The following is a 232-nucleotide window of genomic DNA, read 5'->3' on the forward strand; positions in this document are numbered from 1 at the left end:
CCTGCGCCAGGGTCACCTGGCTGTCGACCACGCGCGGCCACAGCCCGGCACGGCGGTGCGGGTTGCGGTTCCATTCGTCCATGGCTTCCAGGCGCTCCACCGGGTGGTGGAGGGCGAACTCCGGGCCCTCGGCCAGCACGTTCAACTGCGCATCGGTGACGACGGTGGCGATCTCGATGATCGAATCGGTGTCGGTATCCCGACCGGTCATTTCCAGGTCGATCCAGAACAG

At 66.8% G+C, this 232-nt stretch carries 1 protein-coding gene; it reads right to left on the bottom strand.

Annotated features, from left to right (window positions below; translation table 11 throughout):
* On the bottom strand, positions 1–232 hold a 232-nt coding region (locus ACQG3P_RS24690), incomplete at both ends, for an exonuclease domain-containing protein (RefSeq protein WP_426806520.1).

Source organism: Stenotrophomonas sp. SrG, assembly GCF_050031795.1.
Lineage (GTDB): Bacteria > Pseudomonadota > Gammaproteobacteria > Xanthomonadales > Xanthomonadaceae > Stenotrophomonas > Stenotrophomonas rhizophila_A.